Here is a 12773-nt window from a genome sequence, read left to right as displayed (position 1 = left end):
GCGTCACTTCTCTGGCGGCGGCACCGCGCCGGTCTGGCTGGTGATCAGGCCGTAATGCTCGATGCGGCGATGCTGGGCAAAATTGAAGATCGTGGTCTTGCCGAACGTCGTGGCGTCGAGGTCGCAGGCGTGAACCAGGACCTCGTCGCCCTCCGTCTTGGCCTCGGCGACGATCTCGCCATCGGGATCGACGATCAGACTGCCGCCGAACAGCGGATGGCCGTCCTCGACACCCGCCTTGGCCACCGCGACCACCCAGGTCGCGTTCTGATAGGCGCCGGCCTGCACGGAGAGACGGTTGTGGAACAGCCGCTTCTCGACGCCCTCCTCGCTCTTCTCGGCATTCACCGACGGCGTGTTGTAGCCGATCAGCACCATCTCGACGCCCTGCAAGCCCATGACGCGATAGGTCTCGGGCCAGCGCCGATCGTTGCAGATGGCCATGCCGATGATGCCGCCCAGCTCGCGCCAGACGTTGAAGCCGAGATCGCCAGGCTCGAAATAGCGCTTCTCCAGATGCTGGTGCGAACGCTTGGTGTCGTAGTCCACATGGCCCGGCAAATGGACCTTGCGATATTTGCCGACGATCTTGCCGGACTTGTCGGTGAGAACAGCGGTGTTGAAGTGATGCCCGTCCGGCGTCAGCTCGGCATAGCCGAAATTCATCGCCATCTGATGCTGCGCCGCACGCTCGAACAGCGGCTTGGTCGCCGCATTCGGCATCTCGCGCTCGAACCAGATGTCGGCGTCCGCCCGGTCCTCCGAATACCAGCGCGGGAAGAACGTCGTCAGCGCCAGTTCCGGATAGACGATCAGATCGGCGCCTTTTGCTTTCGCCTCATCCATCAGCGTGATCATGCGCTTGACCACGGCCTCGCGGCTGTCGGCCTTCTGGATCGGGCCCATCTGGGCGGCGGCAACGGTGACGATACGCATCAGCGAGTTCCTGATTTCCTGGTGAGGCTGGGGATCGCAGCTTGAGGGGCGTGCCGGCGCGCGCAGCATAACGCGGTCTTGCGCCGTTTTTCCAGCCAAGCAGCTTTCATGCCGTCCGCCCCCATTCGGCATCCTGCAAAAGCCGCCAGTTGATCTTGTTGCTGGCGGTGCGCGGCAGCTCATCGACGAAGACGACGGCGCGCGGCGCCTTGTAGCTGGCCATCGCGCCGCGAGCCCAACCGACGATGTCGTCCGCAGACGTCGTCGCGCGCGCGGCTTCGTCCAGCACCACCAGCGCCTTGACGGTCTCGCCGCGGTAGTCGTCGGGGGTCGAAACGACGCAGCATTCCCGGATAGCGCGGTTCTGGTACATCGCGGCTTCCACCTCGGCCGGCCACACCTTGAAGCCGCTGACATTGATCATCCGCTTGAGGCGGTCGACCGCGAAGAAATAGCCATCGGAATCGCGATAGCCGAGATCGCCCGTGCGCAGGAACCGCTTTCCCGAGAGCTCGATGAAGGATTCGGCGTTGGCCTGCGGCCTGTTCCAGTAGCCTTGCAGCACTTGTGGCCCGTGCACGACAATCTCGCCGACGACATTGTCGTCGAGCTCGATCAGGCTTTCGGGATCGACGACCCTCGCATCGGTCTCGTGCACGGCAATGCCGAGACACTGGCGCTTCGGCGCAGCCATCGGATTGAGATGGGTCGGCGACATCGTCTCGGTCATGCCGTAGCCCTCGACGAAATCGAGGCCGAAGCGGCCTTTGAGCCGTTCGGCCACCACGGTCGGCATTGCCGCACCACCTCCGGTCAGCACCTTGAGTTTTGCAAAGCACCGATCGCGGAACCGGACGCTTGCGAGCACGTCGACGATCATGGTCGGCGCGGCGTTCCAGAACGTGACGCCGTAGGTCTCGAACAGATCCGGCAGCAGATCCTTGTCCCAGCGCGCCATCAACAGCAGTGTAGCGCCTGTCACCACCGCGGCATTCATCGAGCCCTGCATGCCCGCGACGTGGAACAGGGGCATGAAGCCGGTCATCACGTCGTCGCCGTCGAGCCCATACCAGCGCGCCTGCAGGACGGCCGTGAACAGCGCGCTGCGATGCGTATGCATGCAGGCCTTGGGCTTGCCTGTCGTCCCCGACGTATAGGGCAGGATCATGAGATCGTCCGGCCCCGCGGTCATTGCGCCTGGCTGCACGCCTTGCGCGATCGCAGACGACCAGGAATGCCAGCTCGGCGACGGCGGCGCCTCCGACGGCGCTTCAGTCACGCAGGACGGCAACGTGTAGGGCGTCGCGTCCGGGATCTCGTCGCGATACTGCGCGACGATCGTATGAGTGATAGCTTCGCCCGCCAGCGGCGCAAATATGTCGTTGAGCTCGCTTCCGATGATCGCGACCCTGGCGCCGCTGTCGGCGGCGAGATACTCGATCTCGGCCGTCTTGTTCATGGGATTGACCGGCACGATCACGGCATCCGCCCGCATCACCGCGTAGTAGGCGATGACATATTGCGGCGAGTTTTGCAGCGCGATCATGACGCGGTCGCCGCGCGTTACGCCGCACACACTTTGCAGGAAACCGGCCATAGCGTCGACCCGCTCGCGTAGCTCGGCATAGCTCAGGCTCGCACCATAAAACACTGTCGCCGGATGAGATGGGCGATCCTTCGCCGCACGCGCCAGCGCATCGTAAAGCGTCCCCTCCGGCATCGCGAGATGCCAGGGCTCGTCCGCCGGCCAGGCCGGCGAGCGTTGAGGTGTTGCGGGGTCTGCGCTCACCCGTGCTCCTCGTCTGCGATGTCGAGGCCGTGGTCGAGCGCATCCAGCAGCTGCTCGGCTTCGTGCTCGGAGATCACCAGCGGCGGCGCCAGGAACAGCGAGGTCTGCTCGCCGCTGGTGCCGATCACGGCACCAGCCTCCAACGCCCGCTCTGCGACACGCGAGGCGATCGGCACCTCGGTGGTGTCGGCATGCCAGGCGCGCCAATCCGGGCCGTGCAGCTCCACCGTCCAGTGCAGCCCCTGCCCCGCCACGCGCTGCACGCTCGGATGCTTTTGCGCGATCGCGAGCAGGCGGCGGGTAAAGAGCTTTTCAAGGTTCCTCACGTGCTCCAGAATCTTCTCTTCGGAGACGACCTTCAGATAGGCGCTGACGGCAGCCATGCTGATGGGATGGCCGCGCAGCGTGCCGTAGTTCTGCCAACTCGTGCCCTTGAGCCGCCCGACGATGTCTTTCGACACGACGACCGCCGCGACCGCCGCCGCACCGCCGCCGAGCGATTTTCCGAGCGTCACGATATCGGGGCGGCTTTCAGCGCCCTGGAACGCGAACCAGCGCCCTGCGCGGCCCGCGCCGGTGACGACCTCGTCCGCGATCCAGTAGGAACCTGCCTGCCGCGCGCAGCGGGCCAGCTCGTCCTGATAGGCACCGTCGTAATAGATGCCACCCTGGGTGTAGTCGATGATGGTCGCCGCGGTGTCCGACAGCAGGCGCGTGGCATCCGCCAGATATTCGCTCGGCGGGGTGTTGTTGGCCGGAGCGCCGTAGATGGCGCCATCCGGCGCCGGGAGAATCCGTACCGGTGCCATCGGCGCCGGCAGCTTCGAGCCGCCTGAATGCACCGCGAGGCCGCCATGCCATTGCGGCTGCACCGTCATGCTGCGCGACAGGCCGGTGATGCCATGATAGGCACGCTCGCGCGTCGCCAGCGCCGACCGCTGCGTCAGCGCCTGGCAGAGCGACAGCGCCATGTCGTTGGCCTCGCTGCCACTGATGCAGAAGCGCACCGCGCCGACCCAGTCCTCTTCGCCCTTGAACGCCGTAGCCATCAGATCGTCGGCTGCCTGCTCGCGGCCGACCCAGGTCCAGCCTTCGTTCACGACGGGCGTATCGGCCGCGCGGCGGATCGCCTCCACCATCGCCGGGTGACGATGGCCGAGTCCGCCGCCGGTGTTGCTGCCGTCGATCAGCTTGCGACCATCGGACAAGTGAAAATAGACGCCCTCGCCGCCGACGACGGCCATCGGCGCGGCTTCGCCTGCATTCAACCCGGTTCGCAACAATTTGCTCATCGCAATCCCCTCACTCCGCGGCCACGGCGCCATAGCCGCCGCCGCCGCACATCTCGATCGTGACGAGATCGTCTTGCTGCAACACCAGGTTCGATTTTCCGTCGATCGCGACGTTCGCGCCCTGCCTGACCAGCGAGATACGGCAAGCCTTGCCGGATTCGCCGCCCTGCATGCCGAACGGTGCAATCACCATGCGCTCGATGCAGGTGGTCAGATGCATCGAGGGCGCGAGGATGCGATAGGTGCGAATGGAGCCGTCACCGCCGCGATGGGCGCCCGCGCCGCCGGACTGCCGGCGAATGGCCTGCTGCTCCAGGCGGATCGCGTAGCTCGCCTCGATCACCTCGACCGGCGTGTTCGACGTATTGGAGAGATGCACGCGCGTCGCCGACATGCCGGCCCGATCATGCCGCGCGCCCTCACCACCGCCGTGAACCTCGTAGAGCATCTTCCACGAACCGTTCTGCCGCGGCTCGGCAAAGAACAGCACGCCCGCCGTGGTCGCCCCGCCCGCCGACAGACGCTCAGGGATGGTGTCCCGCATCGCGCGAAAAATCGCATCGACGATGCGCATGGAGGTCTCGTGGTTGCCGGCGGCAACGGACGCCATCCAGCCCGGCTCCAGGATCGAGCCCGGGCGCGTGATGATGGTCAAAGGCCGGAGCGCGCCGGCATTCTGGTGCATGTCGCGCCCGCTCATGATGCGTGCCGCATAGGCGACGGCCGAGCGCGCCATGAACGGCGTCGTGTTGCAGAAATTGGAGACGCGATCGCAGCTTCCGGAGAGGTCAAAGGTCGCCTCGTCGCCGCGAATGGTGATTTTCACATGGATGCGCGCAGGCGCGTTGTTGACGCCGCCGTCGTCGAGATAGTCTTCACCCTCGTAGACGCCATCAGGCAGATCGCGGAGCGCCTCCCGCATCTCGATTTCGGAGAGGTCGTGCAGGCGCGATTGCGTCGCCGTGAACACCGCCTTGCCGTGCTCGCGGCAAAGCTCGACGATGCGCTTCTCGCCAGCTTTCGTTGCCGCGATCTGCGCGAGCAGATCGCCCTCGCAGGATTCGGGATCCCGGACGTTGGCCTTGAGCAGCTGCACGATCGGCGTGTTGACGCCGGCTGACGTGGCGATCAGCACCGGCGGAATCCGCATCGCCTCCTGAAAAGTGTCGATCGCCTTGGCAAAATAGCTGCCGGGCCAGGTGCCGCCGATGTCGGGCCAATGCGCGAGGCTCACCGCGAACGCCACGATCTCGCCGTCAACGAAGACGGGGCGCACCACCTTGACGTCGTTGAGGTGATTGCCGCCGAGCGCGCCGACATTGTAGATCACCACGTCGCCGTCGTTCAGGCTCTCGACCGGCACGACCTTCAGCAGTTCCGGGATCGTGTAGGCCATCGCGCCGAGATGGATCGGGATATCGCGGCCCTGCCCGACCAGGCCGCCGCGGCCATCCGTGATGGCGGATGACAGGTCGCCGGCCTCGCGCAGCAGCGGCGAGCGCGCCGAGCGCGTCATCACCAGGCTCATTTCCTCGGCCGCGGCCGAGAGCCCGTGCCTGATCACCTCGACGACGAACGGATCGAGCTTCATGCCGCCCTCCGCGTCAGGAACAGATTGCCTGATACATCGGCTTTAGCTTGCCAGCCGGGCGGGACCACCACTGTTGACCATGCGTCTTCGATGATCGCGGGGCCGCTGACGACATCGGCCAATTTGGCGCGATCGATGATCGCGGTCGGGATATCCTGGAAGCCGTCGAATGAGCAGGCCCGCTTGCCTGACGACACCGCCCTCACCGCAGTCGCCGGCCGGCTCACCACCGTCGTCGACGGGCGCCGCGCCTGCACGCGCACGGATTCGATGACGCAGGGCTCGCTGGTCGCATAGCCGAATAGCTCGTGATGCCGCGCCAGAAAGTCCTTCTTCAGCTTGGTCACGTCGAGCGGCAACGTGAACGGCACCGGAATGGCATCATTCTGCGCCGCGTAGCGCATCAGCGCCACCAGCTCGACCTGGATCTCCGCCTGCGCAACGCCGTTGGCGATCAGCGGCGCCGAAGCATCGTCCATCAGCGTCCCGATCCGCTCCGACACCCGGGCGAGATCGATACCGTCGAGGGCGGCGCGAAGGGTCTGCTGCTGGAGGAAGCTGAAATCGGCGGTGAGACAGCCCAGCGCCGAAAAGGCGCTGGATGCGCTCGGCACCACGACCGCTGCAATCCCGTAGAGATCGGCAAGGCCTGCGGCATGCATCGGGCCGCCACCGCCGAAGGCGAGCAGCGTGCAGTCGCGGCCATCGATACCGCGCTCGACCGTGACGCGGCGAAGGGCACGGGCCATGGTCGCGTTGGCGACCTTGATGATGCCGAGCGCGGTTTCGGTCAGGCTCAGCCCCAAGGCGCGCGCAATCGGCTCGATGACGCGCTCCGCGGCCTTGATGTCGATGCCGATGCGGTCGCCAAGCTTGGTCTCGGGATTGAGATAGCCGAGCACGGCATTGGCGTCGGTGATGGTCGGCTCGGTGCCGCCGCGGCCATAGCAGGCCGGCCCCGGCTCGGAGCCGGCGCTCTCCGGGCCGACCGTCAAGCCGCCGGGACCGTTTCGCACGATCGATCCGCCGCCGGCCCCGATGGAATGGACCGCAAGCATCGGCTGACGCAGCGGCTTGTCGCCGAGCATGCGGCCGTCGGTCATCTCGGCCTGGCCGTCGACGATCAGGCAGACGTCCGTCGTGGTGCCGCCCATGTCGAAGGTGAGCATGCGCGATGTGCCGAGCTGGCGCGCGATGCTGACCGATGCGGAGACGCCGGCCGCCGGCCCCGACATCGCCATCACCAGCGGCCGCCGCTTCACGGCCGAGATCGGGACCATGGCTCCGGCCGAATGAAACACCTGCAAGCCGGCGCCGATCGGCAGCCGCTGCTCCAGCTCGCTGAGATATTCCACCGCGATCGGCATCGCGGCCGCGTTGAACACGGTCGCCGACGTCCGTTCGTATTCGCGCGCCTCAGGATTGACCTCATGCGACAGCGAGACGTGGGCGACGACGCCCTTGAGGCGCTCGCCCAGCATCTTTTCGTGCACGGGATTGGCATAGGCGTGAAGCAGCGCCACGGCGACGCTCTGCACGCCGGTCTGCTTCAGCCAGACCACCAGACGCTCGATCTCGGTCTCATCCAGCGCCTTCAGCACCCGGCCCTCGTGATCGAGGCGCTCGGCGAGCCCAAAGCATCGTTCGGGCGGCACCAAAGGCGGTGATTTCGGCGGAATGTCGAGACGATAGAGATCGCGGCGGCGATAGCGCGCGATCTCCAGCACATCGGCGAACCCTTCGGTCGCGACCAGCGCGACCTTCGGCAGCCGGTTCTCGACGATGGCGTTGGTGACGCGCGTGGTGCCGTGCACGAAGCGCTTGACCTCGCTCTTGCGCAAGCCGACCGCCTCGATCGCCTCCAGCATCGCCTGAACCGGCGCGTCGGGGCGCGACGGCACTTTTGCGATCCGCGCCTCCGCGGAGTCACGCCTGATGGCAATGATGTCGGTGAAGGTGCCGCCGATATCGGTGCCGACTTCCCAGTGATTTTCGGAGGAGCTCATGTGCGGGGTCAGTTACGAATGACGTCCGAACCGGACGCCGGGTGCTTGCCGTCCATCGCAACGTCCAATGCCAATCCGAGAGCGCTCATCATCATCCCCTGTCATGCCACCGCCTGCGAGCGTGCGACAGAGCGATGGGCTCGGGATAGGGCCAGAGTTGTCGCAAACCACTAGACCAGCGCAGGGCCGGTATCACGCGGTGCAACACCGGCTGCACGTTTTGGTGCAGCACTGCACGCGCAGAGAGCACACGAACGCGAACCGTTCCGCGCGACAAACGTGCAGTGCACCACGAGTTTCTCCGTGCAAATCGTGACGCCCGCTGCACTGCAATCGGAGCACTCAAAAACGTCTGTCTAATTTGCAGGCGATTGAACGGCGATGCGGGATAGCCGCATGCCTACGAGCTATGCACGACGGTCGGCTCAGCTTCTCTTTATTGTACGAACAGTAAGAGAGGATATTGCCGGGTCGGATGGTGTGTTGCGGCGACCGCTGCCGATGCGAGCCGCGATTCTCGCAAGCAGCGGCGCGGCGTCCTCGACCCGCAGCCGCCCGTAGCCGAACACCAGGCCCTGCCGCGTCGGCTGCTCCAGAAAGTTTTGCGAGAGCGGCTGGACGTGGATGCCGGCCTGCTTCAGGACCGCGGCCGCCTCGCGGTCGCTCATCCGCGCCCGCATCGCGTCGGTGAACAGCGCCACCAGATGCAACCCGGTAACGGCGGAGGATACGGTGAGATCGTCAGGCATCAGCGCTGCGATCGCATCGATCAGAGCCTTCCGGCGTGCGGCGTAGATCCGTCGCATCCCGCGCAGATGCCGCAGCAGGTGCCCTTCCCGCATGAACTCGGCCAGTGCGAGCTGTCCGATGCCGGAGGTGTGCACATCGATGCGCGCGCGGCCCTTGGAAAAGCCCTCGATGAAATGCCTGTTGGCGACGATGTAGCCGAGCCGCAAATTCGGCATCATGATCTTCGAGAAGGTGCCGAAATAGATCACCCGCCCCTCGCGATCGAGCGAGCGCAGCGAGGCGATCATGCTGTCCTGGTGCCTGAACTCCGAATTGTAATCGTCCTCGATCACCCAGACGTCGTTCTTGTTGGCCCAATCGAGCAGCTCGAGCCGCCGCTCCAGCCCCATGCTGACGCCGAGCGGATATTGATGCGACGGCGTCACCACGATCAGTTTTGCGCCCGGTGCGCGCCGGATTCCTTCGGAGACGACGAGGCCCTTGTCATCGACGGGAATTGGAACGAGCTTCGCGCCAGCGGCCGTGAGCGCCCACCGGGCCTCGACAAAGCCGGGCTCCTCGACCCAGACCTCGTCGCCGGGATCGAGGATCATGCGGCTGCAGAAATCAAGCGCGCCCGATGTGCCCGAGGTGACCACAACTTCCTCCGGCGAGCAGACGAGCCCCCGCACCGAGCCGAGGAAGTTCGCGATCTCGCTCCGCAATCGCGGATGGCCTTCCGAGGGAAGATCGAGGCATTCCTGCTCTTTCGGATTTTGCCAGGACTGGCGCAGCAGGCGCGACCATTCCTTGAACGGGAAGGTCGAGACGTCGGGTGCGCCGGGCGCGAACACGGACGGCCAATTGGTCTCGTAATCCAGACCAAGCAGCGATCGCCAACGCTCCGACATGTGGGCGGGCTTGCTCGCAGGCGACGTAACGGACGAAAGCTCCGCATGCGGGGCTGCAACGGCGGCCACCATGACGCTGCCCCGCGGCGTCGATTCAAGATAACCCTCGGCGTAGAGCAGATCCCAGGCGGTCAACACCACCGTACGCGAGCAGCCCAATTCGCGCGCGATCTCGCGCGATCCGAGAAACTGCGTTCCGGCCGGAAAGACACCGCGCAGAATGCCGTCGCGGATGTGCGCCGCGATCTGCAAGTGCAGCGGCACGGCCGAATTCCGGTCGATATGCATCCCGGCAAGGGACACGCGCTTGCTCGGGTGACGGCTGTTGTCCATGTCTCGCCCGTCAGGCAACGCAGGTCCTATCCACCGCCATTCCGGGGCGCGCCACTTGGCGCGAGCCCGGAATCCATTTTCCCTCTTTACGCGCTGTACGATGGATTCCGGGTTCGCGCTTCGCGCGCCCCGGAATGACAACGCGACTTTTCTTTACGCGCTCGCCTGGGTCACGAACTTCGTATTCAGGTAACCCTCGATCGCCTCGAGGCCGCCCTCGGAGCCGTAGCCGGAATCCTTGATGCCGCCAAACGGCACTTCCGGCAGCGCGAGGCCGTGGTGGTTGATCGACACCATGCCGCTCTCGATGTCGGAGCCGATCGCCTGCATCGTCTTGGTCGAGGTCGTGTAGGCGTAAGCCGCAAGGCCGTAAGGCAGACGGTTCGCCTCGGCCACCACCTCGTCATAGCTGCGGAACGAGGTGATCGGCGCAAGCGGGCCGAACGGCTCCTCGTTCATGATGCGGGCATCGCGCGGCACGTCAGTGATCACAGTCGGCTCGAAGAAGAAGCCTTCGTTGCCGATACGCTTGCCGCCAGCCTGCACCTTGGCCCCGCGCTGCACAGCGTCGGAGACCAGACCCTCCATCGCGTCGACGCGTCGCGGGTTCGCCAGCGGACCCATGCGGGTGTCCTTGTCGAGGCCGTTGCCGACCTTCAGGCTCTTGGCCGCGGCGACGAACTTGTCGACGAAGGGCTGATACACGCTCTCATGCACCAGGAAGCGCGTCGGCGAGACGCAGACCTGGCCGGCATTGCGGAACTTGTTGGCCGAGAGAATCTTGGCGGCGTTGTCGAGATCAGCGTCCGCGAACACGATTGCCGGCGCGTGGCCGCCGAGCTCCATGGTGACACGCTTCATGTGCAGGCCGGCGAGTGCGGCCAGATGCTTGCCGACCGCGGTCGAGCCCGTAAAACTGATCTTGCGGATGATCGGGTGCGGAATGAGATATTCCGACACTTCCGACGGCACGCCGAACACCAGCTGGACGACGCCGGCCGGAATGCCCGCGTCGGCGTAGGCGCGCACCAGCTCCATGCAGCTTGCCGGGGTTTCTTCCGGGCCCTTGACGATGATCGAGCAGCCGGCGGCGAGCGCGGCCGAGATCTTGCGGACCGCCTGGTTGATCGGGAAATTCCAGGGCGTGAACGCGGCGACCGGGCCGACCGGCTCCTTGGTCACGAGCTGGGAGACGTTGCCCATCCGCGGCGGCACGATGCGGCCATAGGCGCGGCGGGCTTCTTCCGAGAACCAGTCGATGAGGTCGCCGGCGAGCATGGTCTCGCCCTGGGCTTCCACGACCGGCTTGCCCTGCTCCATGGTCATCACGGGGGCGATCTCGGCGGCGCGCGAGCGGATGATGTCGGCGGCCTTGCGCATCAGCTTGTAGCGGTCGAACGGCGAGGTCTTGCGCCAGATCTCGAAGCCGGCCTTGGCGGCCTCCAGCGCGCGGTCGAGGTCCTGGCGCGAGGCGTGCGGGGTCTTGCCGATCGGCTGGCCGGTGGCGGGGTTGAGGATGTCCTCCGACTTGCCGGAGGTGCCGTCGGTCCACTCGCCGGCGATGAACATCTGAACTTTCGGGTACATCCCTGGTGTCTCCTGCATGATTTCGGCGGCGATCAGCTTGGGTGCCCGACCGCCTAACAAGTGGGCGCAGAGCTACACCGAAAGGCGACCCGCGAAAAGGGATCAATGATGCCGCAGCAGCGCGAGCATGGTATGCGCAACAAACGACATGGCGTCGCCCCGATGCGATTATTTTTCCGTCACACCAGGCTCGACTTGCCGCGGCTAAGTACCTCGCCCGCACCCTTGTCGCCGACGATCTTGCCCTGCTCGTACACCACGCGGCCCCGCGCGATGGTGGTGACAGGCCAGCCGGTGACATCAAAGCCCTCCCACGGCGTATAGTCCGCGCCGTGGTGCAGGTCGGCCTGCCGGATCGGCTTCGTCAATTTGGGATCCCATAGAACGATGTCGGCGTCGAAGCCGACGCCAATCGAGCCCTTGCGCGGATAGAGACCGTAGATCCGCGCATGATTGGTCGCAGTCAGCTCGACGAATTTCTGCAAGCTGATCCGCCCCTTCGAGACGCCCTCCGAGAACAGGATCGGCAGCCGGGTCTCGATGCCGGGGATGCCGTTCGGCACCCAGCGGAACGAGGTGCGGGAATTCGGCGCCAGCTTACCCTTGGGATCGTCGTAGCGGAACGGGCAGTGATCGGACGAAAAGGTTTGGAACACGCCGGTGGTGATGCCTTCCCAGATCGCCTGCTGGCTTTCGGCATCGCGCGGCGGCGGCGAGCAGACATACTTTGCGCCTGACATGTCCATGTTCAGGCCTTTCATGTCGTCGGCCGTCAGCGTGATGTATTGCGGACAAGTCTCGGCATGCACCGGCAATCCGCGCTGCTGGGCCCAGCGCACCTGCTCCATCGCCTCGCGCCCGGAGACGTGGACGATCATGATGGGAACGCCGATCACCTCGGCATGGCTGATGGCGCGATGCGTCGCCTCGCGCTCGACGGCCTGCGGCCGCGACACGCCGTGATAATAGGGCGCGATATGGCCCTCGCGTTCGAGCTTGGCGGCGAGGAAACGGATCGCGTCGTAGCCCTCGCAATGGACCATGACCAGCGCCTCCTCGCGGCGCGCGACGTCGAACACTTCCAGCAACTGCTTGTCGCTGAGCACGAGGTCGTCATAGGTCATGAACACCTTGAACGAGGTGTAGCCGTCCTTGACGAGAGCCGGCAGCTCCTGCCCGAGCACGACCGCGGTGGGGTCGGAGATGATGAGGTGGAAGGCGGTATCGATGTAGCATTCGCCCTCGGCGAGCTTGCGGTAGTTCTCGACGCAGGTGCGCAGCGACGTCCCCTTCTCCTGGAGCGCGAAGGGCAGCACCATGGTGTTGCCGCCGGCCGCCGCCGCGCGCGTTGCCGAAGCAAAATCGTCGGCCATCACGACGCCGGGGCCGGAGGCCTGGGAGATGTGGACGTGGCTGTCGATCCCGCCCGGCAGCGCCAGCAGGCCCGTTGCGTCGATCTCGCGCGCCGCGCCTTCAATGCGGTCGGCGATGCTGACGATGCGTCCGTCGCGAATGCCGATATCGGCGCGAAACTCGTCGCTGGCCGTCACGATGGTGCCGCCGCGAATGGCGAGATCGAGCTGCGTCACAGGAGGGCTC

Annotated in this window: 8 protein-coding genes; all 8 read right to left on the bottom strand. The window is 65.6% G+C overall.

Annotated features, from left to right (window positions below; translation table 11 throughout):
- Positions 1 to 3: 3 nt before the first annotated feature.
- The 8 genes from ABIA90_RS01940 to hydA all read right to left on the bottom strand — a co-directional run bounded on the left by ABIA90_RS01940 (position 4) and on the right by hydA (position 12763).
- A complete protein-coding gene (locus ABIA90_RS01940) occupies positions 4 to 936 on the bottom strand; it encodes an N-carbamoyl-D-amino-acid hydrolase (RefSeq protein ID WP_354117093.1) in 933 nt (310 codons plus the stop codon).
- Positions 937 to 1042: 106 nt separating this feature from the next.
- Positions 1043 to 2725, bottom strand: coding sequence for a long-chain-fatty-acid--CoA ligase (locus ABIA90_RS01935; protein ID WP_354117092.1), 1683 nt, complete (start codon positions 2723 to 2725; stop codon positions 1043 to 1045).
- Positions 2722 to 4017 (bottom strand): class-III pyridoxal-phosphate-dependent aminotransferase, encoded by a 1296-nt coding sequence (locus ABIA90_RS01930; protein ID WP_354117091.1) that lies wholly within the window; start codon positions 4015 to 4017, stop codon positions 2722 to 2724. The genes ABIA90_RS01935 and ABIA90_RS01930 overlap by 4 nt, the downstream gene beginning before the upstream one ends.
- A 10-nt stretch (positions 4018 to 4027) precedes the next feature.
- On the bottom strand, positions 4028 to 5608 hold the full coding sequence (locus ABIA90_RS01925) for a hydantoinase B/oxoprolinase family protein (protein WP_354117090.1): 1581 nt from the start codon (positions 5606 to 5608) through the stop codon (positions 4028 to 4030).
- A complete protein-coding gene (locus tag ABIA90_RS01920; protein ID WP_354117089.1) occupies positions 5605 to 7614 on the bottom strand; it encodes a hydantoinase/oxoprolinase family protein in 2010 nt (669 codons plus the stop codon). Before ABIA90_RS01920 ends, ABIA90_RS01925 begins: the two co-directional genes overlap by 4 nt.
- A 425-nt stretch (positions 7615 to 8039) precedes the next feature.
- On the bottom strand, positions 8040 to 9587 hold the full coding sequence (gene pdxR / locus ABIA90_RS01915; protein ID WP_354117088.1) for a MocR-like pyridoxine biosynthesis transcription factor PdxR: 1548 nt from the start codon (positions 9585 to 9587) through the stop codon (positions 8040 to 8042).
- Between the two features lie 153 nt (positions 9588 to 9740).
- Positions 9741 to 11174, bottom strand: a complete 1434-nt coding sequence (locus ABIA90_RS01910; RefSeq protein ID WP_038934240.1) for an NAD-dependent succinate-semialdehyde dehydrogenase — start codon at positions 11172 to 11174, stop codon at positions 9741 to 9743.
- A gap of 179 nt (positions 11175 to 11353) precedes the next feature.
- On the bottom strand, positions 11354 to 12763 hold the full coding sequence (gene hydA / locus ABIA90_RS01905; RefSeq protein WP_354117087.1) for a dihydropyrimidinase: 1410 nt from the start codon (positions 12761 to 12763) through the stop codon (positions 11354 to 11356).
- Positions 12764 to 12773 lie beyond the last annotated feature (10 nt).

It is taken from the genome of Bradyrhizobium sp. LA6.8 (genome assembly GCF_040547935.1).
Classification (GTDB): Bacteria; Pseudomonadota; Alphaproteobacteria; order Rhizobiales; family Xanthobacteraceae; genus Bradyrhizobium; species Bradyrhizobium barranii.
The sequence above is the reverse complement of the archived record's forward strand: the minus strand, read 5'-3'. Positions and strand labels throughout refer to the sequence as shown.

Excerpts from the sequence above, each read along its gene's own strand:
- ABIA90_RS01940 (WP_354117093.1), bottom strand. The coding sequence starts at position 936 with ATGCGTATCGTCACCGTTGCCGCCGCCCAGATGGGCCCGATCCAGAAG.
- ABIA90_RS01930 (WP_354117091.1), bottom strand. The coding sequence starts at position 4,017 with ATGAGCAAATTGTTGCGAACCGGGTTGAATGCAGGCGAAGCCGCGCCG.
- ABIA90_RS01925 (WP_354117090.1), bottom strand. The coding sequence starts at position 5,608 with ATGAAGCTCGATCCGTTCGTCGTCGAGGTGATCAGGCACGGGCTCTCG.
- ABIA90_RS01920 (WP_354117089.1), bottom strand. The coding sequence starts at position 7,614 with ATGAGCTCCTCCGAAAATCACTGGGAAGTCGGCACCGATATCGGCGGC.
- pdxR (WP_354117088.1), bottom strand. The coding sequence starts at position 9,587 with ATGGACAACAGCCGTCACCCGAGCAAGCGCGTGTCCCTTGCCGGGATG.
- ABIA90_RS01910 (WP_038934240.1), bottom strand. The coding sequence starts at position 11,174 with ATGTACCCGAAAGTTCAGATGTTCATCGCCGGCGAGTGGACCGACGGC.